The organism is Sphingopyxis sp. NJF-3, assembly GCF_053514865.1.
On sequence record NZ_CM130726.1, the window covers coordinates 884,584 to 905,491 of the forward strand.

The 20,908-nt window shown below is 68.8% G+C and carries 16 protein-coding genes and 2 riboswitches; all 16 genes read left to right on the forward strand.

Features of this window, described 5'->3' with window-relative positions; genetic code table 11:
• The 16 genes from ACOTSS_RS04195 to ACOTSS_RS04270 all read left to right on the forward strand — a co-directional run bounded on the left by ACOTSS_RS04195 (position 1) and on the right by ACOTSS_RS04270 (position 20,597).
• Positions 1 to 1,695 (forward strand): peptidoglycan D,D-transpeptidase FtsI family protein, encoded by a 1,695-nt coding sequence (locus ACOTSS_RS04195; RefSeq protein ID WP_448690277.1) that lies wholly within the window; start codon positions 1 to 3, stop codon positions 1,693 to 1,695.
• Positions 1,695 to 3,137, forward strand: coding sequence for a UDP-N-acetylmuramoyl-L-alanyl-D-glutamate--2,6-diaminopimelate ligase (locus ACOTSS_RS04200; protein WP_448690278.1), 1,443 nt, complete (start codon positions 1,695 to 1,697; stop codon positions 3,135 to 3,137). The genes ACOTSS_RS04195 and ACOTSS_RS04200 overlap by 1 nt, the downstream gene beginning before the upstream one ends.
• Positions 3,134 to 4,510: a UDP-N-acetylmuramoyl-tripeptide--D-alanyl-D-alanine ligase gene (locus ACOTSS_RS04205; protein WP_448690279.1), complete on the forward strand. Its 1,377-nt coding sequence runs from the start codon at positions 3,134 to 3,136 to the stop codon at positions 4,508 to 4,510. Before ACOTSS_RS04200 ends, ACOTSS_RS04205 begins: the two co-directional genes overlap by 4 nt.
• Positions 4,510 to 5,580, forward strand: a complete 1,071-nt coding sequence (mraY, locus tag ACOTSS_RS04210; protein WP_448690280.1) for a phospho-N-acetylmuramoyl-pentapeptide-transferase — start codon at positions 4,510 to 4,512, stop codon at positions 5,578 to 5,580. Before ACOTSS_RS04205 ends, mraY begins: the two co-directional genes overlap by 1 nt.
• Positions 5,577 to 6,881 (forward strand): UDP-N-acetylmuramoyl-L-alanine--D-glutamate ligase, encoded by a 1,305-nt coding sequence (gene murD, locus ACOTSS_RS04215; protein WP_448690281.1) that lies wholly within the window; start codon positions 5,577 to 5,579, stop codon positions 6,879 to 6,881. Before mraY ends, murD begins: the two co-directional genes overlap by 4 nt.
• Entirely contained in the window at positions 6,878 to 8,116 is a 1,239-nt protein-coding gene (locus ACOTSS_RS04220; RefSeq protein WP_448690282.1) for an FtsW/RodA/SpoVE family cell cycle protein, read from the forward strand. Before murD ends, ACOTSS_RS04220 begins: the two co-directional genes overlap by 4 nt.
• 10 nt (positions 8,117 to 8,126) lie before the next feature.
• Positions 8,127 to 9,308 (forward strand): undecaprenyldiphospho-muramoylpentapeptide beta-N-acetylglucosaminyltransferase, encoded by a 1,182-nt coding sequence (gene murG / locus ACOTSS_RS04225; RefSeq protein ID WP_448690283.1) that lies wholly within the window; start codon positions 8,127 to 8,129, stop codon positions 9,306 to 9,308.
• Complete coding sequence (gene murC, locus ACOTSS_RS04230) at positions 9,308 to 10,741, forward strand: UDP-N-acetylmuramate--L-alanine ligase (protein WP_448690284.1); 1,434 nt, start codon at positions 9,308 to 9,310, stop codon at positions 10,739 to 10,741. The genes murG and murC overlap by 1 nt, the downstream gene beginning before the upstream one ends.
• Positions 10,742 to 10,880: 139 nt before the next feature.
• Positions 10,881 to 11,777, forward strand: a complete 897-nt coding sequence (gene murB / locus ACOTSS_RS04235) for a UDP-N-acetylmuramate dehydrogenase (protein WP_448690285.1) — start codon at positions 10,881 to 10,883, stop codon at positions 11,775 to 11,777.
• 142 nt (positions 11,778 to 11,919) lie between these two features.
• Positions 11,920 to 12,846: a D-alanine--D-alanine ligase gene (locus ACOTSS_RS04240; RefSeq protein ID WP_448690286.1), complete on the forward strand. Its 927-nt coding sequence runs from the start codon at positions 11,920 to 11,922 to the stop codon at positions 12,844 to 12,846.
• Positions 12,843 to 13,781: a cell division protein FtsQ/DivIB gene (locus ACOTSS_RS04245; RefSeq protein WP_448690287.1), complete on the forward strand. Its 939-nt coding sequence runs from the start codon at positions 12,843 to 12,845 to the stop codon at positions 13,779 to 13,781. Before ACOTSS_RS04240 ends, ACOTSS_RS04245 begins: the two co-directional genes overlap by 4 nt.
• Before the next feature lie 12 nt (positions 13,782 to 13,793).
• A complete protein-coding gene (gene ftsA, locus ACOTSS_RS04250) occupies positions 13,794 to 15,050 on the forward strand; it encodes a cell division protein FtsA (RefSeq protein WP_448690288.1) in 1,257 nt (418 codons plus the stop codon).
• A 152-nt stretch (positions 15,051 to 15,202) separates the two neighbouring features.
• Positions 15,203 to 16,693: a cell division protein FtsZ gene (ftsZ, locus tag ACOTSS_RS04255; RefSeq protein ID WP_448690289.1), complete on the forward strand. Its 1,491-nt coding sequence runs from the start codon at positions 15,203 to 15,205 to the stop codon at positions 16,691 to 16,693.
• Positions 16,694 to 16,765: 72 nt separating this feature from the next.
• On the forward strand, positions 16,766 to 18,550 hold the full coding sequence (locus ACOTSS_RS04260) for a tetratricopeptide repeat protein (RefSeq protein ID WP_448690290.1): 1,785 nt from the start codon (positions 16,766 to 16,768) through the stop codon (positions 18,548 to 18,550).
• Positions 18,550 to 19,722: a deoxyguanosinetriphosphate triphosphohydrolase gene (locus ACOTSS_RS04265; RefSeq protein ID WP_448690291.1), complete on the forward strand. Its 1,173-nt coding sequence runs from the start codon at positions 18,550 to 18,552 to the stop codon at positions 19,720 to 19,722. Before ACOTSS_RS04260 ends, ACOTSS_RS04265 begins: the two co-directional genes overlap by 1 nt.
• Before the next feature lie 224 nt (positions 19,723 to 19,946).
• Positions 19,947 to 20,597, forward strand: a complete 651-nt coding sequence (locus ACOTSS_RS04270) for an NAD-dependent dehydratase (RefSeq protein ID WP_448690292.1) — start codon at positions 19,947 to 19,949, stop codon at positions 20,595 to 20,597.
• A gap of 57 nt (positions 20,598 to 20,654) precedes the next feature.
• Positions 20,655 to 20,757: riboswitch (glycine riboswitch) on the forward strand.
• Positions 20,758 to 20,860, forward strand: a riboswitch (glycine riboswitch).
• The last annotated feature ends 48 nt before the right edge of the window (positions 20,861 to 20,908 follow it).

Genomic DNA, 20,908 nt, shown 5'->3' on the forward strand with positions numbered 1-20,908 from the left:
ATGAACACGCTGGTCGTCCGTCCGGCAAGGGTGCGCACCGCGGGCGTGCGGCAGCAGATATTGCTGACCGCGCAGCAGCGGCTGATGATCCTGATGCTGCTGTTCATGGCGGCCTTCTTCCTCGTGTCGGTGCGGCTCCTCTATTTCGCGCTGTTCGACACCGCGTCGGGGCATGGTTCGGCCTCGACCGCCTTCGTGCCGGTGCGCGCCGACATCGTCGATCGCAACGGCGTGCCGCTCGCGCGAACGATCGACGGCTATTCGATCCGCGTCGTGCCGTCGAAGCTGCTCAACGACCCGCAATATCTGGCAACCGAACTCCACCACATCTTTCCCGACATGCCGCGCGAGGACCTGCTCGCAAAGCTGACCGGGCCGCGCGCCACCTATATCCGCCGCCGCGCCTTGCCCGATCAGGTCGCGGCGGTGAACGCGATCGGCGACATCGGCTTCGACTTCCCGCGCGAAAAGGAACGCCTCTATCCGCAGCTGACCCTGGCAGCGCACGTGCTCGGCTTCATCAATGCCGACGGCGAGGGCGTTACCGGGGTCGAAGGCGCGTTCGAAAATCGGCTGACCGACAAGGCGACCCGCGGCGAGCCGCTGGCGCTGTCGATCGACGCGCGCGTCCAGGGCGTGCTCGAAAGCGAACTGGGCTCGGCGGTCACCAATCTCGAGGCGATCGGCGGCGCCGGCATCATTCTGGATGTCCACACGGGCGAAGTGCTCGCGATGACCTCGCTGCCCACCTATAATCCCAACAAGCTGGTCGGCGGCAACATGGCCGCGCGGCGCAACGCGGTGACCTATAATCTCTACGAGCTCGGATCGACCTTCAAGCCACTGACGATCGGCGCCGCGATCGACAATGGCGTCGTCACCAGCATGGCGAAGCGCTACGATGCGACAAAGCCGCTGGCGATCGCGGGCTTCCGCATCCGCGATTCGCACATGATGAACCGCTGGCTCAACGTCCCGGAAACGCTGATCCACAGCTCGAACATCGTCACCGCGCAGATCGGCGACCAGCTCGGCCGCGAAAAGATGGAGGAGCTGTTCCGCAGCCTCGAATTCGACGGGCGTCCGCATATCGAGCTCAAGGAGCGCGCTTTCCCGCTATGGCCGAGGGACTGGGGCCGCGTCACCACCATGACGACGAGTTACGGCCACGGCATCGCGGTCACGCCGCTCCACCTCGCCAGCGCCTATGCCGCGCTGGTCAACGGCGGTATCTGGCGCCCCGCGACCCTGCTCAAGCTCGGCGACAAGGCGCCGCCGCAGGGCCGCCGCGTGTTCAAGGCGTCGACCAGCGCGCGGATGCGCCAGCTTCTGCGCCTGATCGTCTCCGACGGCACCGGCCGCAACGCCGACGCGCCGGGCTTCCGCGTCGGCGGCAAGACGGGCAGCGCCGAAAAGCCGGGCGCGGGCGGCTATCGCCGCCACTCACTCGTTTCGACCTTTTCAGCCGCTTTCCCGATGGACAATCCGCGCTACGTCGTCCTGGTCATGATCGACGAGCCCAAGGGCAACGCCTTCAGCTTTGGTCAGCGCACCGCGGGCTATACCGCGGCGCCGGTGGTCAAGCAGGTAGTGATGCGCGCGGGCCCGATGCTCGGCGTGTTTCCCGACGAAAGCCGCGACGTCGATGTGTCCGAACTGACCCCGCTGCTCTGGAAGAACGGGAAAGAGGACTGATGCGTCTCGCGGCGCTGCTCGACACTCCGGCCCCCCTCGATGCCGACCCCGTGGTCACCGGCCTCGCCATCGACCATCGCAAGGTCGCGCCCGGCACGATCTTCGGCGCCTTCGTCGGCGAAAAATTCAACGGCGAGGATTTCATTTCCGCCGCCATCGAAGCGGGGGCGATCGCCGTCGTCGCGCGGCCCGAGGCGAAGGTCGAGGGCGCGGTGCACATCGCCGACGCCAATCCACGCCGCGCCTTCGCGCATATCGCGGCGCGCTTCTTTCACCGCTTTCCCGCGACCTGCGTCGCGGTCACCGGCACCAACGGCAAGACCTCGACGGTCGAGATGACGCGCCAGCTCTGGCGGATGGCGGGGTATAACGCCGCCTCGGTCGGCACGCTCGGCATCACCACCTCGAACGACAGCGCCTCGACCGGGCTGACGACGCCCGACATCGTCACCTTCCTGTCGAACATGTCAGGCCTCGCCGCCGAGGGCGTGACCCACGCGGCGTTCGAGGCGTCGAGTCACGGACTCGACCAGTATCGCACCGAAGGGCTGCCGGTGAAGGCCGCGGCCTTCACCAATCTCAGCCACGACCATCTCGATTATCATGGCGACATGTACGCCTATCTGGCCGCCAAGATGCGCCTGTTCCGTGAAGTCGTCGACCCCGACGGCGCGGCGGTGATCTGGGCCGACGATATGATGTGGTCGCCCGCGGCCGAATATGAGGCGGAACAGCGCGGCCTTCGCATCATGACCGTGGGTCGCGAGGGCAGCGCGCTGCGCCTCGTCTCGCGCGAGCCGACGCAACTCGGCCAGTCGCTGCTGATTCAGGCGGGACCACTGGCGCAGAAGGTCACGCTGCCGCTGATCGGCGCCTATCAGGCGGCGAATGCGCTCGTCGCGGCGGGGCTCGTCATCGCGACTGGGGGCGATGTCCAGCAGACGCTCGCCAATCTCGCGCGGCTCCAGCCGGTGCGCGGGCGGCTCGAACGCGCGGCGATCACCCGCGCCGGCGCGCCGGTCTATGTCGACTATGCGCATACGCCCGACGCCATTAAGGCGGCGCTCGACGCGCTGCGTCCGCACGCGAGCGGGCGGTTGATCCTGGTGTTCGGCGCCGGCGGCGACCGCGACAAGGACAAGCGCCCCGAAATGGGCCGCCTCGCCGCCGCCAAGGCCGACGTGCTGATCATCACCGACGACAATCCGCGCGGCGAAGACCCCGCCGTCATCCGCGCAGCCATCGCCGAGGGCGCACCGGGCGCGCGCATGATCGGCGACCGCCGCGCCGCGGTCGCCGCCGCGATCGCCGAGGCGCGCGCCGACGACATCGTCTGCATCGCCGGCAAGGGGCACGAACAAGGCCAGATCGTCGGCGCCGGCGCCGATATGCGCGTCATTCCCTTCGACGACGTTGCCGTCGCGCGCGAGGCCGCGGCATGACCCCGCTGTGGACCGCGCGCGCCATCGCGGCGGCGACGGGCGGGACGGCGAGCGCCGACTTCACCGTGCAGGGCGTCGCTTTCGATTCGCGCGAGGTGACGAAGGGCGACCTGTTCGTCGCGATGAAGGGAGAGGCGACCGACGGCCACCAGTTCATCGACAAGGCGATCGCGGCGGGCGCCGCGGGCATCGTCTGCGAAACCGCGATCGACCATCCGCACGTCCGCGTCGCCGACAGCGCCGCGGCGCTGAACGCGCTCGGCGTCGCATCGCGCGCGCGCAGCCATGGCCGGATCATCGGCGTCACCGGATCGGCGGGGAAGACGGGCACGAAGGAGGCGCTGTTCGCCGCGCTCGACCGCTTCCGCCCCGGCAAGGCGCACCGGTCGGTCAAGAGCTACAACAATCATGTCGGCGTGCCGCTCAGCCTCGCGCGCATGCCCAGGGCCGCCGACTATGGCGTGTTCGAAATGGGGATGAACCATGCGGGCGAACTTGCCGCGCTGACCCGCATGGTGCGCCCGCACGTCGCCATCGTTACGACGATCGCGCCCGCGCACATGGAATATTTCGGCAGCGAAGAGGCGATCGCCGACGCGAAGGGGGAGATTTTCGAAGGGCTCGAGCCTGGCGGCACCGCGATCCTTCCCTTCGACAGCCCACATTATGCGCGACTGCGCGCCAAGGCGGAGCAACATGCGGCGCATGTCGTCAGCTTCGGCCTCGGCGAAGGCGCCGACGTGCGCGCGGTCGACTGGCTGCCCGACGGGCAGGGGGGCTCGCTCGTCACCGCACAGGTTCAGGATGCGCTGCTCTGCTTCACCATCGCGCAGGCGGGCGCGCACTGGGTGTCGAACGCGCTGGCGGTGCTCGCGGCGGTCAAGGCGGTCGGCGGCGATCTGCCGGCGGCGGGGCTTGCCTTCGCCGAAATGGCGGGGCTCGCGGGGCGCGGCGCGCGGCACCGGATCGCGGTCGAGGGCGGGGCGATCCTGCTGATCGACGAAAGCTACAACGCCAACCCGGCCTCCATGGCGGCGACGATCGGCCAGCTCGGCAGCGAATCCGCGGGCCGCAAGGTCGCGATTCTCGGCGCCATGAAGGAGCTCGGGACCGGCGGAGAAGCGTATCACGCCACCCTCGCCGCTCCGCTCGTCGCAGCCGGGGTGCAATTCGCCCTGCTTGTCGGCGAAGAGATGGCGCCGCTCGCCAAAGCGCTTGAGGGGCGCATCGATTTCGAGCATGTGCCCGCCCACTCGGCCGCCACCGCGCGGCTGAGGGACGTGATCCGCGCCGGCGACGTCGTGCTGGTCAAGGGATCGAACAGCGTCGGCCTGTCGCACGTCGTGACCGCGCTGACCAACGGGGATTATTGATGCTGTACTGGCTGGCGGAATGGCTAGGCTTTCCGGGGGCGCTCAACCTGATTCGCTATCTGAGCTTCCGTTCAGGGGCGGCGGTGGCGACCGCGCTGATCATCGGGCTGTGGATCGGCCCGCGCTTCATCCTGATGCTGCGAATGCGGCAGGGGAAGGGGCAGCCGATCCGCGACGACGGGCCGCAGAGCCATCTCGCGAAAAAGGGCACGCCGACGATGGGCGGGCTGATGATCCTGATCGCGCTGATGATCTCGGCGCTTCTGTGGATGGACCTCTCCAACCGCTTCGTCTGGGCGTGCATCTTCGTCACCGGCGGTTTCGCCGCGGTCGGCTTCATGGACGATCTCGATAAGGTGACCAAGGCCAGCCACCGCGGAATTCCGGGGCGCGTGCGGTTGCTGCTCGAATTCGCGATCGCGGGGATCGCGGTGCTGCTGATCGTCTCTCGCACCGGCACCGACCTCTATCTGCCGTTCCTCAACGACGCCTATATCCCGCTCGGGCCGCTCTATTACGTCTTCGCGATGGTGTTGATCGTCGGCTTCGGCAATGCGGTGAACCTCACCGATGGGCTCGACGGGCTCGCGACCTTCCCGGTGATCATCGCCAGCCTTGCCTTCCTCGTCATCGTCTATCTTTCGGGCAACGCGAAGTTCGCGGGCTATCTCGGCATCCCGCACGTGCCCGGCGCGGGCGAGCTTGCGATCTTCGCCGCGGCCATCATCGGCGCCTGCCTCGCCTTCCTGTGGTTCAACGCGCCCCCCGCCGCCGTCTTCATGGGCGACACCGGCAGCCTTGCGCTCGGCGGCGCGCTCGCGACGATCGCGGTGACCGCGCAGCACGAACTCGTCCTCGTCCTCGTCGGCGGGCTGTTCGTGGTCGAGGCCTTGTCGGTGATCATCCAGGTCTTCTGGTACAAGCGCACCGGCAAGCGCGTCTTTCGCATGGCGCCGATCCATCATCATTTCGAGCAACTCGGCTGGCCCGAATCGACCGTCGTCATCCGCTTCTGGATCGTCTCGATCGTCCTCGCGCTCGCGGGGCTCGCGACCTTGAAGCTGCGGTGATCACTTCGCGCGCCTTTGCCGGTCGCCGCTACGCGGTGCTGGGACTGGCGCGCTCGGGGCTCGCGACCGTCGAGGCGCTGGTCGCCAGCGGCGCCGGCGTTACCGCGTGGGACACGCGCGAGGAGGCGCGCGACGAGGCGATGGCGCTCGGCGCCGACATCGGTGATCCGCTCGCGATCGACCTCATCGGTTTCGCGGGGGTCGTCGTCTCGCCCGGAGTGCCGCTCAACCGCCACCCGATCGCCGCCCATGCGCGCGCGGCGCATGTGCCGGTGATCGGCGATATCGAGCTGTTCGCCGAAGCGCGCGCCGAACTGCCGCCGCACCGCGTCGTCGGCATCACCGGCACCAACGGCAAGTCGACCGTCACCGCGCTCGTCACCCACATGCTCGAAAGCGCAGGGGTTCCCGCGCTGATGGGCGGCAACATCGGCCTGCCGATCCTCGCGCGCGATCCGCTCCCAGAAGACGGGGTCTATGTGCTCGAACTGTCGAGCTACCAGATCGACCTCGCGCAAAGTCTGGCGTGCGACGTCGCGGTGCTCACCAACATCACCCCCGACCATCTCGACCGCTACGACGATTTCGCGGGCTATGCGGCGTCGAAGGCGCGGCTGTTCAGCCTTCAGCACCGCGATCAGGTCGCGATCGTCGCCACCGACGACGACCGCTCGAAGATGGTCGCGAGCCACGTCAATCACCGCCTCTTCCGCGTCTCGGCAAAGGATGTCGACCCCGCCGACCAGGCGCGCTGGCCCGCGTTGCAGGGCCCGCACAATGCCCAAAACGCGGTGTGCGCGATCGCGGTGTGCCGCGTGCTCGGGCTCGATGACGAGGCGATCGAACGCGGGCTCGCGACCTATCACGCGCTTCCGCACCGAATGGAATTGGTCGGCGAAGTCGCTGGCGTCCGCTGGTTCAACGACAGCAAGGCGACCAACGCGGCTTCCGCTGCACCGGCGCTGGCGGCCTTTCCGCCGGCGCCGGACCAGCGTTTGCACTGGATCGCCGGCGGACTGGCGAAGGGTGACGGGCTGGAGGCGTGCCGCCCCTGGTTCAGCCACGTCAAGCGCGCCTATCTGATCGGCGAGGCGATGGAGGGTTTCGCCGCGGAGATCGGCGATGCACTTCCCGTCGACCGCGCCGGCGACCTCGCGACCGCGGTCGCACACGCGGCGGCAGCGGCCAAGCCGGGGGACATTGTCCTCCTCTCGCCGGCCTGCGCGTCGTTCGACCAGTTCAAGGATTATGAGGCGCGCGGCGACCAGTTCCGCAGCCTCGTCAAGGCGCTCGGGGCATGAGCGGGGGGATGGACAATATGGACAGGGCAGGCGAGCGGCCGATCATCGCGACCACGCGCAGCGTCAAGCGCCGCGGGCCGCGCCTCAGCCGCGCCGACCGCACCCCGCTCGGCCTCTGGTTCTGGGAAATCGACCGGGTGCTCCTCCTCCTCGTCTCGATGCTGATCGCGATCGGCCTCGTCGCCGTCGCCGCCGCCTCGCCTGTCGCGGCGCAAAAGCTGTCGACGACGACCGCCAGCCTCGACCCGCTCTATTATTTCTATCGCCAGCTCATGTGGGTGATCGTCGGCGTGCCGGTGATGCTCGCCATCTCGATGCTGCCCAAGGCGCAGGCGCGGCGTTTCGCCATCTACGGCACGCTGACCTTTCTTGCCCTGCTCTTCCTCGTGCCGCTGATCGGCACCTCGGTGAACGGCGCGCAGCGCTGGATCGGCAGCGGCATGTTCCGCCTCCAGCCGTCGGAGTTCCTCAAACCCTTCTTCGCGGTCGCGCTCGCCTGGGTCCTCTCGCTCCGCCTCCACGACCAGACTCTGCCCGTCGTGCCGCTGTCCTTCGTGCTGACCGGAGTGATCGCGGTGCTGCTGATGGGCCAGCCCGACCTCGGCCAGACGATCATCTTCGCCGCGACCTGGTTCGTCCTCGTGCTCGTCGCCGGCCTGTCGATGCGGATCATGGCGGGGCTCGGCGTCGCGGGGCTCGTCGGGCTGGTCCTCGCCTATTTCTTCTACCCGGTCGCGCAGCAGCGCATCAACATCTGGCTCTTTGCGGAGGGCGACAGCTTCCAGGTCGACAAGGCGCACGCGACGCTCACCGCCGGCGGGCTGATCGGCACCGGCCCCGGCGCGGGGCTTGCCAAGTTCCAGCTTCCCGAGGCGCATACCGACTATATCTTCTCGGTGATCGGCGAGGAGTTCGGGATCATCGCCTGCATCGCGATCGCGATCCTCTATCTCGCGATCATCGTCCGCGTGCTCGTCCGCCTGCTCGACGAGGAGGACAGCTTCCTGATCCTCGCGGTCTGCGGCCTCGTCGCGCAGTTCGGCGGCCAGGCGGTGATCAACATGGCGGTGAACACCCAGCTCTTCCCGTCAAAGGGGATGACATTGCCGTTCATCAGCTATGGCGGCTCGTCGATGCTCGCTTTGTCGATCGGCATGGGTTTGCTCTTGTCGCTGACCCGGCGGAACCCCTATGCGGCGCGGGTGTCGATGACCCGCAACTGGAACAAGAAATGACCGCCCCCCGATGACCGCGACGCGCCACTTCCTTCTCGCCGCCGGCGGCACCGGCGGCCATATGCTCCCCGCCTATGCGCTGGCGGGCGAACTGATCGCACGCGGGCACCGCGTCGCGCTGGTCAGCGACGACCGCGGCCTCAAGATTCCCGGCGCGCCGGCAGAGCTCGAAACGCATGTCCTCCCCGCCGGGCGCGTCGCGGGCGGCCCGGTCGGCTGGGTCAAGGCGGCGCTCGCGATCCGCAAGGGGCGCCGGCAGGCGATCGAGCTGATCCGCAGCTTCGATCCCGCGGTCGTCGTCGGCTTCGGCGGCTACCCCTCGCTCCCCAGCCTGCTCGCCGCGCGCGCGACGAAGACGCCGAGCGTGATCCACGAGCAGAATGCGGTGCTCGGCCGCACCAACCGGCTGATGGCACGCCAGGTCGACGGAATCGCGGTCGCCTATCGCAACATCCACCGCTTCCCCGCCAAATGCGAAATGAAGCGCCACCTGACCGGCAATCCGGTGCGCGAGGAGATCGTCGCGATCCGCGACGAGGGCTTCCCGCCGCTGCCCGAGGACGGCATCTTCCGCCTGCTCGTTGTCGGCGGCAGCCTCGGCGCGACGGTGCTCAGCGAGGTCGTGCCCGCCGCGGTCGCGATGCTGCCGCGCGCGCTGCTCGACCGGTTGCAGATCGTCCAGCAGGCGCGCGACGCCGATATCGAAGCGGTGCGGGCCAAATATGCCGAACTCGGCGTCGCCGCGGAATGCGCGCCCTATATCGCCGACTTCCCCGACCGGCTGCGCTGGGCGCACCTCGTCATCGCGCGCGCCGGCGCCTCGACGGTGGCCGAGCTCGCCTGCGCCGGGCGCCCCGCGATCTTCGTGCCCTATCCGCACGCGATGGACGACCACCAAAGCTATAATGTCGTCGATCTCGTCGAGGCGGGCGGCGCGCAATCCTTCGCGCAGGCCGAATTCACCCCCGCCCATGTCGCGAAGCAGCTCCAGCGCATGGCGCTCGAACCCGGCGCGATCGAGGCGGCGGCGGACAATGCCGCGAGCTGCGGTCTGCCCAACGCGACGCGCGATCTTGCCGACCTTGTCGAGAGCTTCGTGCCGCCGCCGCTGATGGACGTGATCCGCGTCGGCGCCAGCGCGCAGCGATCGGCCGCGAGCGGCATCGCCGCGGCGCGGCGGGAGGCCGAGTGATGCGCGGCGTTGCGACAGACATCGGCGTCATCCATTTCATCGGCATCGGCGGCATCGGCATGTCGGGCATCGCCGAGGTGATGCACAACCTCGGCTATCAGGTGCAGGGCAGCGACATCGCCGACAGCTACGTCGTCGAGGGCCTGCGCAAGCGCGGGATCAAGGTCGCGATCGGACACGAAGCCGCGAACGTCGACGGCGTGGCGGTCGTCGTCACCTCGACCGCCGTCAAGCGCGGAAACCCCGAGGTCGAGGCCGCGCTCGCGCACCGCATTCCCATCGTCCGCCGTGCCGAGATGCTCGCCGAGCTGATGCGTTTGAAATCGACCGTCGCGATCGCGGGGACGCACGGCAAGACGACGACGACCAGCCTCGTCGCCGCGCTGCTCGACGCGGGCGGGATCGACCCCACCGTGATCAACGGCGGCATCATCAACAATTACGGCTCGAACGCGCGCCTCGGCGCCAGCGACTGGATGGTGGTTGAGGCCGACGAGAGCGACGGCAGTTTCCTGCGTCTCGACGGCACGATCGCGGTCGTCACCAACATCGATCCCGAGCATCTCGATCACTACGGCAGCTTCGACGCGATCAAGGCCGCCTTCGTCGAATTCATCGAGAATGTGCCTTTCTATGGCGCGGCGATGCTCTGCCTCGACCATCCCGAGGTGCAGGCGATCATCCCGCGCATCCGCGACCGCCGCATCGTCACCTATGGCTTCTCGGCCCAGGCCGATGTGCGCGGCACCAATGTGACGCCCGGGCCCGACGGCAACCGTTTCGACGTCGTCGTGCGCGACCGCGACGGCAACAGCCGGACGATCGAAGGCATCCACCTGCCGATGTCGGGCCGCCACAATGTCCAGAATGCGCTCGCCGCGATTGCGGTGGCGCTGCACATGGGCGTTTCGGACGAGAGAATCGCGACGGGCTTCGACGGCTTCGCGGGGGTCAAGCGCCGCTTCACCAAGGTCGGCGAGATCGCGGCGGGTGAGGGCGTGGTGACGGTGATCGACGATTACGCCCATCACCCGGTCGAAATCCGTGCCGTCCTCTCCGCCGCGCGCGAAGGGGCGGGGGCGGGGCGCGTCGTCGCCGTCGTCCAGCCGCACCGATTTACGCGCCTGCGCGATCACATGGACGACTTTCAGCAGGCGTTCAACGACGCCGACATGGTCCTTGCGCTTCCGGTCTATGCCGCGGGCGAGGCACCGATCGAGGGCATATCGTCCGACGCGCTCGCCCAGGGCCTCCGCGACCGCGGCCACCGCCACGCCTCGACCGTCGCCGACGCCGCCGCGCTCGCCGCGACGGTCGCCGATGCGATCCGCTCGGGCGCCATCGGCGCGGGCGACCGGATCATCTGCCTCGGCGCGGGCGACATCACCAAGATCGCGGCGGGACTGGCCGCGGCGGTGGGGGAAGCAAAGTGAGCCTCTCATTCACCCGTCATGCTGAACTTGTTTCAGCATCCATGGCCTGCTCTCTCGGTTGGCGCGGCGCGAGTTTCGACGTCCGGCCATGGACCCTGAAACAAGTTCAGGGTGACGAAAAAATGAAGGACGGTGGCCAATGACCACCCAAACCCTCCCCGCCGTCCGCGGCAAGCTCACCCCTCGAGCCCCGCTCGCCCCGCTCGTCTGGTTCAAGTCGGGCGGCCCCGCCGACTGGCTGTTCGAGCCGAGGGACGCCGACGACCTGGCCGATTTCCTGCGCGACCTCGACCCCGCCGTCCCCGTGATGGCCTTGGGTCTCGGCTCGAACCTCATCGTCCGCGACGGCGGCTTTCCAGGCGTTGTCGTCCGGTTGGGGAAGGCTTTTGCGAAGGTCGAAGTGTTCGACGGGACGACACTTCGTTGTGGGGGCGGGGCGTCGGGTATCCTCGTCTCCTCGACCGCGCGCGACGCCGGGGTCGCGGGGATGGAATTCCTGCGCTCGATCCCCGGCACTGTCGGCGGCTTCGTCCGCATGAACGGCGGCGCCTATGGCAGCGAGGTGAAGGATATCCTGATCGACTGCGAAGTCGTTCTGCGGTCAGGGCAACGCAAATTTCTTGGCCTCGACGAGCTTGGCTACACATATCGCCACAGTGAGTTGCCCGAAGGCGCGGTCGTGATCGGCGCCACTTTTCGAGGGCATCGAGACGAGCCCGAAGTCATTCAGGCCGAAATGGACCGCATCTCGGCGAGCCGCGAGGCGTCGCAGCCGCTGCGCTCGAAGACCGGTGGCTCAACCTTCAAGAACCCCGACGGGCACAAGGCGTGGCAGCTTGTCGACGAGGCCGGGTGCCGCGGTTTCGCGGTCGGTGGCGCGCAGGTCAGCGAGAAACACACCAATTTCCTGATCAACACCGGCGATGCGACGAGCGCCGATATCGAAGCGCTCGGCGAGGAAGTCCGTCGCCGGGTGAAGGCCAGAAGCGGCATCGAACTGCAATGGGAGATTCAGCGCGTGGGAGTGGCGAAGTGAGTGGCCATACGTTCTCCCTCCCCTTCAGGGGAGGGCAGCGAGACTTGCGAGCTTGCTCGCTAGTCGCAGCGGGTGGGGGCCAGATGCCTCGCGCAACGCTTCGAGCCCCCACCCCAACCCCTCCCCTGAAGGGGAGGGGCTTATGACGAGCCGCGGCCCCTGGCATGTCGCCGTCCTGATGGGCGGCTGGTCGGCCGAGCGCGAGGTGTCGCTGATGAGCGGCAAGGGCATCGCAGACGCGCTCGAATCGCGCGGGCACCGGGTCACGCGCATCGACATGGACCGCGACATCGCGCTGCGGCTTGCCGAGGCGAAGCCCGACATCGTGTTCAACGCGCTCCACGGCGTCCCTGGCGAGGACGGGACGGTGCAGGGCATGCTCGACCTGATGGGCCTCAAATATACCCACAGCGGGCTGGTCACCTCGGTAATCGCGATCGACAAGGAGTTGACGAAGCAGGCGCTTGTGCCGCATGGAATCCCGATGCCAACGGGGGTGATGGTCGACAGCGAAAGCCTGTTTTCAGCCGACCCCTTGCCGCGCCCCTATGTCCTGAAGCCCGTCAACGAAGGCTCGTCGGTCGGCGTCGCGATCGTCAAGGACGACAGCAATTACGGCAACCCGATCGCGCGCGAGGCGGTGGGTCCCTGGCAGGAGTTCGACCGCCTGCTCGCCGAACCCTTCATCAAGGGGCGCGAGCTCACCGTCGCGGTGCTCGGCGACACCGCGCTCGGGGTCACCGAACTGCGCGTCAAATCGGGCTTCTACGACTATGACGCCAAATATACCGAGGGGCTCACCGAGCATGTCTGCCCGGCCGACGTGCCGGCAGAGGTCGCCGAACGGATGAAGAGCCTCGCGGTCGAGGCGCACCGCCTGCTCGGCTGCAAGGGCGCCTCGCGCTCCGACTTCCGCTGGGACGACGAGCATGGCCTCGCCGGCATCTTCCTGCTCGAGGTCAATACCCAGCCCGGCATGACCCCGCTGAGCCTCGTCCCCGAACAGGCGCGCGCCATCGGCATCGACTATGCCGAACTCGTCGAACGCATCGTGGAGGAAGCGTTATGAGCAGCACGCGGATCAAGCGCGCCAAGGCGCCGCCGCGCCGCCCGGCGCGCGCGCCGAAGAAGCGCCGGACGGTCAGGACGTCGCGGGTCGACGCGATCATCAACGCGCTGCCGATCAGTCCGCAGGCGCTCCAGCGCGTCGCCAACTGGACGATCGGCCTCAGCCTCGCCGGCGTCCTCGCGGTCGGCGCGCATGCGACCGGGGTGACGCAGAAGGTGCAGGAGGAATGGGCGCAGGTCGTCGGCCGTGCGGGCTTTCAGGTCAAGAAGGTCGAGGTTGTCGGCGCCGAGCGGATCGACCGGCTCAAGGTCTATGACATCGCGCTCGCGCAGAAGAACCGCTCGATGGCCGCGGTCGACCTTCAGGACGTCCGCCACGACCTGATGAAATACGGCTGGATCAAGGATGCGCGCGTGTCGCGGCGGCTGCCCGACACCCTCGTCGTCGACATCGTCGAGCGCACCCCGGCGGCGATCTGGCAGAATGGCGGCCGCCTGTCGCTGATCGACGAAAAGGGCGTGGTGCTCGAACCGGTGAGCGTCGCGACGATGCCCGACCTGCCGCTCGTCATCGGGCCAAAGGCGAACCAGCGCTCACAGGATCTCGATCGCCTGCTCGCCGAGGCGAGCAGCTTGAAGGAGCTGCTCGCGGGCGCGACCTGGGTCGGCAACCGTCGCTGGGATCTCCGCTTCCGCAGCGGCGAGACGCTGTCGCTGCCCGAGGGCGAGATGGAGGCGAAGGCGGCGCTCGCCAAATTCGCGCATATGGACGGCGCCAACCGGCTGCTGGGCCGCGGCATATTGCGTTTCGACATGCGCGATCCGGATCGTTTCGTGCTACGCCTGCCGCACGAGGGGCAGGTGGCCCCCGCGAAGCTCGACGCCGCGCGCGAGGCCGCCGACGCCCTCGCCGCGAGCACCGCGAACGAAGGATAGGAACCGCATAGCATGGCGCCGCCGCGCATCGAGAAGATCATCACCGCGCTCGATGTCGGGTCGTGGAAGGTCTGCGCCCTGATCGCGGGCCAGACCGCCGACGGGCAGCTCCACGTCCTCGGCACCGGCCAGCGCGAGAGCCGCGGGGTCCAGCGCGGCTATGTCGCCGACATGGAGCAGACCGAGCATATCGTGCGCGAGGCGATCGAGCAGGCCGAGCGGATCGCGGGGCTCAACATCGACGACGTCTGGGTCGCCTTTTCCGCCGGCGGCCTCGTCAGCGACGTCGCGCCGATCGAAAGCGAACTCGGCGGGCACCGCATCGAGCAGGAGGATGTCGACGACCTCCTCGCCGCCGGCCGCGCGGGCATCGACCCCGAGGGGCGGATGATCCTCCACGCCCAGCCCGCGCTCTACACGCTCGACGGGCTCACCGGGGTCAAGAACCCGATCGGTCTCCACGCCGACCGTCTTGGCGTCGACATCCACATCATCATGGCCGATGGCGCCCCGGTGCGGAACCTGGAGGCGGCGGTGCGCCAGGCGCATCTCGACGTCAATGCGGTCGTCGCCTCGCCGATCGCGGCGGGGCTCGCGTGCCTCTCCGAAGAGGAACGCGACCTCGGCGTTGCGCTCGTCGAACTCGGCGCGGCGGTGACCACCGTGTCGCTCTACGCCGGCGGGATGCTCGTCGAAATGGTGTCGCTGCCCTTCGGCGCGACCGACATCACCGACGACATCGCCTCGGCCTTCGGAATCAGGCGAAGCCAGGCGCAGCGGCTGCAAAGCTTCTACGGCTCGGCCTCGGCGAGCCCGCGCGACAATAACGAGATCATCGAGCTCGACCCCGGCGCGCCCGCGGGCAGCGAGTCTCCACGCATCACCCGCGCCCAGCTCGTCTCGGTCATCCGCCAGCGCCTCGACGCGATGATGGGGGAGATCGGCCGGACGCTGAAGGACCTCCATTTCGTCGGCCCGATCGGCCGCCAGGTCGTGCTCGTCGGCGGCGGCGCCGACCTCAAGGGCATCGCCGACTATACGCAGAGCGCGCTCGGCCGCGCCGCCCGCATCGGGCGACCGCGCGGCTTGCACGGCTTGCCCGATGCCCATTCGGGACCGGCTTTCGCGACGCTCGCGGGTCTGGTTCTCTATGCGGCGTCCGACCCGGTCGACCTGCGCGATCTGCCGACGATGGCGCAGGATGTCTATCGCCCCAAGGGCGCTTCGATCCTGCAACGGCTGGTCACGGCATTGAAAAGCAGCTTTTGATGGCAGCGCGACGAAAAGGTTAATTTTTTGGGTGATTCCGGCGTCACAATAGTGCAATGCACAGGCAGGAATCCGGGCGGCGGGACCACCGTCCGTTTGGGTCGCATGGTGAGGCAAGCGGCAGAGGTTCGCCGCTGCAGGGAGATAATTTGATGAGCATCGATATTGGCCCGCCGCAGGTCGATGAACTGAAGCCGCGGATCGCGGTCATCGGCGTCGGCGGCGCGGGGGGCAATGCCATCGCCAACATGATCGCCGCCCGCGTCGAGGGCGTCGATTTCGTCGTCGCCAACACCGACGCGCAGGCGCTCAATGCATCGCCGGCCGAGCGCCGCATCCAGCTCGGTACGCAGATCACCCAGGGCCTGGGCGCGGGTTCGCGGCCCGAGGTCGGGCGCGCCGCGGCCGAGGAAAGCATCGCGCAGGTCGAAGAGGCGCTCAACGGCGCGCACATGTGCTTCGTCGCGGCCGGCATGGGCGGCGGTACCGGCACCGGTGCGGCGCCGGTGATCGCCAAGGCGGCGCGCGACCGCGGCATCCTGACCGTCGGCGTCGTCACCAAGCCCTTCACCTTCGAAGGCCAGCGCCGCATGCGCTCCGCCGAGGCCGGCATCGCCGAGCTGCAGGATCATGTCGACACGCTGATCGTCATCCCGAACCAGAATCTCTTCCTCGTCGCCAATCCGAACACGACCTTCAAGGAAGCGTTCAGCATGGCCGACGAGGTGCTCCAGCAGGGCGTGCGCGGCATCACCGACCTGATGGTCATGCCCGGCCTCATCAACCTCGACTTCGCCGACGTGCGCAGCGTGATGCGCGAGATGGGCAAGGCGATGATGGGCACCGGCGAAGCCGAAGGCGATGGCCGCGCGCTGGAAGCCGCGCAGAAGGCGATCGCCAACCCGCTGCTCGACGGCGTGTCGATGGCGGGCGCCAAGGGCGTGATCGTGTCGATCGTCGGCGGCGAGGACATGCGCCTGATGGAGGTCGACGAGGCCGCGAACCATATCCGCGAACTGGTCGATCCCGACGCCAACATCATCTGGGGCAGCGCCTTCAACGAGAATCTCGAAGGCAAGATTCGCGTCTCGGTCGTCGCGACCGGCATCGACGGCACGGGCGAATCCGCCGCCGCGGCGCCCGCGACGCGCAGCTTTTCCTTCGCGCCCGCGCGGACCGTGGCGCCCGCGCCAGCGGCCCCCGTCGTCGAACAGGCGATGGAGTCGGCGATCCCCGAAACGCCGGTCGTTTCGGCGCCCGAAGCCGAAGGGGACAGCGATCCGACGCCGGGCTTCTCGCTCGGCGGGCCTGCCGAGCCCGAAGCGCCGCAGGCGGACGTCGTGGCCGAGGCCGAGGAAGAGCCGATGGAGCTCTCCGAGGTTGCGGCGACCTATGACGACACGGCGGACGAGCTCGTGCTCGGCGAGCCCGCGGCGCCGGTGGCCGACTATCGCCCCGCGCCGGTCGCTCCCGCTCCGGTGGCCGAAGAGGCGCCCGCGCGCGCCATCGGCGGTGGAACCTTGTTCGAACGCATGTCGCGCCTGTCGCGCGGCTCGGCGTCGCCCGACAGCGACGGCGACGCTCAGGACAAGGATGACGGGGTCGATATTCCGCGCTTCCTGGGCCGGCAGAACAACCAGTAACAGGGCTCTTGGGCGGCCGCACACGGCGGGGCGGCCCGGAAACGGGATGATGGGCCCATGTGGCGATCGCAAATGACGGCAAGGCCGCGACGCGCACGGCATGGCGCGTTCGCGCTGCTGTTGCTGTCGGCGATCGCCGCCACCCCGGCGCAGGCGATGCAGGCGGCGCAGCCCGACGCCGCGACGCGCGCCGCGATGGACAAGCGCACCGCGGCGCGGACGATGCTGTCGTCGGCGCTCGGCCGCATCGCCGCCAATGCGAGCGATACCGGTGCGCTGCTCGACGCCGGGCGCGCCTCGATCGACCTCGAGGATTATCGCGCCGCGCTTGGCTTCCTCGTCCGTGCCGAACAGGCGGCACCGCGCGACGGCGCGGTGAAGGCCGCGCTCGGGTCGGCGATGGTCCATATGGAAAATCCGACCCGCGCGCTCGACTATTTCGGCGAAGCGCAATTGCTCGGCGCGCCCGAGCGGCTGTTTCTCGCCGACCGCGGGCTGGCGCGTGACCTTCTGGGGCAACAGGATGCCGCGCAGCGCGATTATCAGATGGCGCTGTCGATCGCACCCAATGAGGAAGTGACGCGGCGCTACGCGCTGTCGCTCGGGATCAGCGGCGACACCGACCGCGCGATCCAGATGCTCGGCCCGCAGCTTCGCCAGTCCGATCGCGGCGCCTGGCGGCTGCGCGCGATGATCCTGGCGATGAACGATCGCGACAAGGAGGCGACCGAAATCGTCAACGCGACGATGCCCGCCGCGCTCGCGCAGAATATCCTGCCTTATCTGACCCGGATGGACCGCCTCAATCCGGCGCAGCAGGCTGCCGCTGCCCATTTCGGCCGCTTTCCGGCCGGCGAGCTGGGACCGGCGCGGGGGCCGGTCCAGGTCGCCTCGGCCACGCCGCGGACGCCCGACGCCGGCACCCGCCGCGGATCGGCGAGCCGGCGCCCCGCGGCGGTCGCTGCACCCGCGCCGACCCCCGCGCCCGCCCCCGTCGCGGTCCGGCGCACACCCGCTCCGGCACCGACGCCAATGCCGGCGCCCGCCCCGGCGGCAGCATTGCCCCAGCCCAAACCCGCGACGCCGCCATCCGCCGCGGTTTCGCCATCCCCCGCACCGACACCGCCGGTTCGCACGGCCGCGACAGAGCCCGCGCCGATCGGCGTCGCGATCCGGCGCGATTCGGGGCCGATCGGTCCCGGCTTCTCGATCGCCGATATGGGAAGCGGTGCAACGCCGGCCGCGGCTGCCCCGACTCCGACACCTGCGGCGACAGCGTCGACCCCGGCGCCCGCACCCGCCAATGCGGCGGCTTCATCGCCGCCCCCCGCGGCTGCGGCGCCGCTCGCCTCGCTCGCCGATATCGTCAGTTCGATCGAAATCCCACCCGAGGAAATGGCGCGACCCGACAATGCGGTGGGGGCGACGACGCTCGCCATGCTGCTCGAAGAGAAACGCGAGGCGGAAGCCGCCGAAGAGGCGAAGCGCGCCAAGGATCAGGCGGCGGCAAAGGCGAAGGCCGATGCGGCCAAGGCCAAAGCCGAAGCCGATGCCAAGGCGAAGGCCGAGGCGGACAGGAAGAAGGCGAACCCCGCGCGCATCTGGGTCCAGATCGCCACGGGCTCGAACCCCAAGGCACTGGCGTTCGATTATAATCGCTTTGCCAAGCGCAATGCCGCACTGTTCAAGGGCAGATCGGGGTCGACCGCTGAATGGGGCCAGACCCGCCGCCTGCTCGTTGGCCCGTTCAAGGACCGCAAGGCGGCGCAGGACTGGCTCGCCGATTATAAGAAGGCGGAGGGCGACGGCTTCCTGTTCAACAGCGAGGCGGGCGAAGCCGTCGATCCCGTCAAGTGATGGCCATCTCGCCCTGCGCCAGCGACCCGGCGCATTCGCGGGGCCGCCGCCACGAGGAACCGGGCCGCGTCGTGCGCGGGCCGCGCGACGCGTTCCAGCGCGACCGCGACCGGATCATCCACTCGATCGCCTTTCGCCGCCTGCGCCACAAGACGCAGGTGTTCGTCGCGCCCGACGGCGATCATTATCGCGTCCGGCTGACCCACAGCATCGAGGTCGCGCAGATCGGCCGCGGCATCGCGCGCGCGCTCGGGCTCAACGAGGATCTGACCGAGGCGCTGTGCCTCGCGCACGACATCGGCCACCCGCCCTTCGGCCATGCGGGCGAGGATGCGCTGAAGGCTGCGATGCAGGCGCACGGCGGCTTCGACCATAATGGCCACACGCTGCGCACGCTCGCGCGGCTCGAATGCCCCTATCCGCGCTTCGACGGCCTCAACCTGACGTGGGAGACGCTCGAAGGGCTCGCCAAGCATAATGGCCCCGTCCGCCATCCGGGCTGGGCGCTCGCGGACATCGACGCCGAATTTCCGCTCGATCTCGCGAGCCACGCGAGTCTCGAGGCGCAGGTCGCGGCGGTCGCCGACGACATCGCCTACGACAATCACGACATCGACGACGGGCTGCGCGCGGGTCTGCTCGACCTCGACCAGCTGATGGCGCAGCCCTTCGTCGCCGCCAATTTCGCGGGGGTCGAGCGGCGCTTTCCCGGCGCCGCGCGCGAGCGGATGCTGCGCGAACTGGTGCGCGACCAGATCGGGGTGATGGTCAACGACGTGATCGCGACGACGGCGGCGAACATCGCCGACGCCGGGGTTGCGAGCTCCGCCGAGGTCCGCGCCGCCGGCCGCACCCTCGGCGGCTTTTCGCCCGACCTCGCGCGACAGGAACGCGACCTCAAGCGCTTCATGTACACTAATCTCTATCATCACCCGTCGCAGCTCGCGGCGGCCGGGGCGGCGCAGGAGGTGGTCGGCCGCCTCTTCGCCGCCTATGCCGACGACCCGTGCCGCATGGGTGATGACTGGGCGGCGCGCCTGCCCGAAGGCGACGCAGCGATCGTCCGCCACATCGGCGACTATATCGCCGGCATGACCGACCGCTTCGCGATCGACCGCTATGCCGAGATTTTCGGGCGCGATGCGGTGCCCGAACCACTCAGGCATGTGTGAGCCGTATAAGCAAAAAATTCCGTAGTTTGGCTTTGGAAGATTCGAATATCCTTCTCGTCACCCCGGACTTGATCCGGGGTCCCGCTCAGCAACGTCGAAAAGCGGGACCCCGGATCAAGTCCGGGGTGACGAAGCAGGCCAAATCGTGCGCCGCCTTCTGCGATGTCAGCACCGGATGGACCAGGCCTCTCGTCTTCGCTCGGGAACACGGATAGGGTGGCGGGATGGGTGACAATATCCTCCTCGTCGGCGCCACCGGCCTCGTCGGCCGCCGCGTGATCGCGCACGCGGGCGAACTGGCGCTGACCGTGCTTGCGCGTCGCGACGTCGACGACCTGCCCGAACGCCACGCGCTCCTCGTCGCGCCGCCCCAGCGCTGGCCTGATATCATCGCCGCCGAGCGGCCCGCGGGGCTGATATCCTGCCTCGGCACCACGATCCGCGCGGCGGGATCGCAGGCGGCGTTTCGCGCGGTCGACCACGATCTGATCCTCTCCGCCGCGCGCGGGGCGCGGCTCGGTGGCGCGGCGCGGATGATTGTCGTCAGCTCGGTCGGCGCCTCGGCGAAGAGCGGCAATTTCTATCTCAGGACCAAGGGCGAGACCGAGGCGGGGCTGCGCGCGCTCGGCTTCGACCGGCTCGATGTCCTGCGTCCCGGCTTGCTCACCGGCGACCGGCCGGGTCCGGCGCGGCTGGGGGAGGGGATCGCGATGGCGGCGGCGCCCTTCACCGATGCGCTGCTCCACGGCTCGCTGCGCCGATACCGGTCGATTCCCGCCGAAACGGTCGCGAGGGCGATCGTCGCGCTCGCATCCCGTCGCGAAAGCGGCACCCATGTTCACGAAAACGACGCGATCCGCGCGCTCGCCGATTGACTCTGCGAAGGGCCCCCGCCAAGGCTCGGGCGTCTGCCGGAGCTCGAAAGGGATTCGGCCGGCCGCGCGGGAGAGCGCGGGGAGCGGAGTGATCCGCGCCTCGCCACCGAAGGAGCAACCGCCCCGGAAACTCTCAGGTTCGCAGGACCGCGCGGGCTGGAACGGACACTCTGGAAAGCGTCATGGTCCGCCATGGCCACCGAAGGGGTAACTCCATGATTCATGGAGGAAAACTCTCAGGTTCCCGTGACAGAGGGGGCATGGCGACAAGGCGGCATCGGGCCGCGTCTTGCCGTGCCAACGACGGGAGT

What these genes read in the sequence shown, in the direction of transcription:
- ACOTSS_RS04195 (WP_448690277.1), top strand. Translation starts at nt 1, where the DNA reads ATGAACACGCTGGTCGTCCGTCCGGCAAGGGTGCGCACCGCGGGCGTG.
- ACOTSS_RS04200 (WP_448690278.1), top strand. Translation starts at nt 1,695, where the DNA reads ATGCGTCTCGCGGCGCTGCTCGACACTCCGGCCCCCCTCGATGCCGAC.
- ACOTSS_RS04205 (WP_448690279.1), top strand. Translation starts at nt 3,134, where the DNA reads ATGACCCCGCTGTGGACCGCGCGCGCCATCGCGGCGGCGACGGGCGGG.
- mraY (WP_448690280.1), top strand. Translation starts at nt 4,510, where the DNA reads ATGCTGTACTGGCTGGCGGAATGGCTAGGCTTTCCGGGGGCGCTCAAC.
- ACOTSS_RS04220 (WP_448690282.1), top strand. Translation starts at nt 6,878, where the DNA reads ATGAGCGGGGGGATGGACAATATGGACAGGGCAGGCGAGCGGCCGATC.
- murG (WP_448690283.1), top strand. Translation starts at nt 8,127, where the DNA reads ATGACCGCGACGCGCCACTTCCTTCTCGCCGCCGGCGGCACCGGCGGC.
- murC (WP_448690284.1), top strand. Translation starts at nt 9,308, where the DNA reads ATGCGCGGCGTTGCGACAGACATCGGCGTCATCCATTTCATCGGCATC.
- murB (WP_448690285.1), top strand. Translation starts at nt 10,881, where the DNA reads ATGACCACCCAAACCCTCCCCGCCGTCCGCGGCAAGCTCACCCCTCGA.
- ACOTSS_RS04240 (WP_448690286.1), top strand. Translation starts at nt 11,920, where the DNA reads ATGACGAGCCGCGGCCCCTGGCATGTCGCCGTCCTGATGGGCGGCTGG.
- ACOTSS_RS04245 (WP_448690287.1), top strand. Translation starts at nt 12,843, where the DNA reads ATGAGCAGCACGCGGATCAAGCGCGCCAAGGCGCCGCCGCGCCGCCCG.
- ftsA (WP_448690288.1), top strand. Translation starts at nt 13,794, where the DNA reads ATGGCGCCGCCGCGCATCGAGAAGATCATCACCGCGCTCGATGTCGGG.
- ftsZ (WP_448690289.1), top strand. Translation starts at nt 15,203, where the DNA reads ATGAGCATCGATATTGGCCCGCCGCAGGTCGATGAACTGAAGCCGCGG.
- ACOTSS_RS04260 (WP_448690290.1), top strand. Translation starts at nt 16,766, where the DNA reads ATGACGGCAAGGCCGCGACGCGCACGGCATGGCGCGTTCGCGCTGCTG.
- ACOTSS_RS04265 (WP_448690291.1), top strand. Translation starts at nt 18,550, where the DNA reads ATGGCCATCTCGCCCTGCGCCAGCGACCCGGCGCATTCGCGGGGCCGC.
- ACOTSS_RS04270 (WP_448690292.1), top strand. Translation starts at nt 19,947, where the DNA reads ATGGGTGACAATATCCTCCTCGTCGGCGCCACCGGCCTCGTCGGCCGC.